We start from the raw sequence: 210 nt of genomic DNA, 5'->3' as shown, positions 1-210 counted from the left end.
GATTCGTTCATAGTCGTGCTTGGCGGTCATGCGTGTTGTCCTAAGTCGGCGGCCAGTACTTCGGGGGAGGGGATGAGGCGGCGGCGGGGGTCGATGGCGATGACCTGCCAGTCCACCCGGGCGTAGTCGTCGAATTTGCGGCGTGCCCGCTCCCGGGCTTTCTCCGGGGCGCCGTGATGCACGCCTTGCGGGGCGTGGCTGATCAGGCCC

Annotated in this window: 1 pseudogene; it reads right to left on the bottom strand. The window is 67.6% G+C overall.

Going from position 1 to position 210, the window contains the following annotated elements:
• Positions 1–26: 26 nt before the first annotated feature.
• Positions 27–210 (bottom strand): annotated as a pseudogene (locus tag LI92_RS21745) (homogentisate 1,2-dioxygenase); the annotation flags it as partial.

The organism is Mycobacterium sp. UM_Kg1, from assembly GCF_000972925.1.
Lineage (GTDB): Bacteria > Actinomycetota > Actinomycetes > Mycobacteriales > Mycobacteriaceae > Mycobacterium > Mycobacterium hiberniae.
Note: the sequence above shows the minus strand (reverse complement) of the source record. Positions and strands in the feature narration are given on the sequence as shown.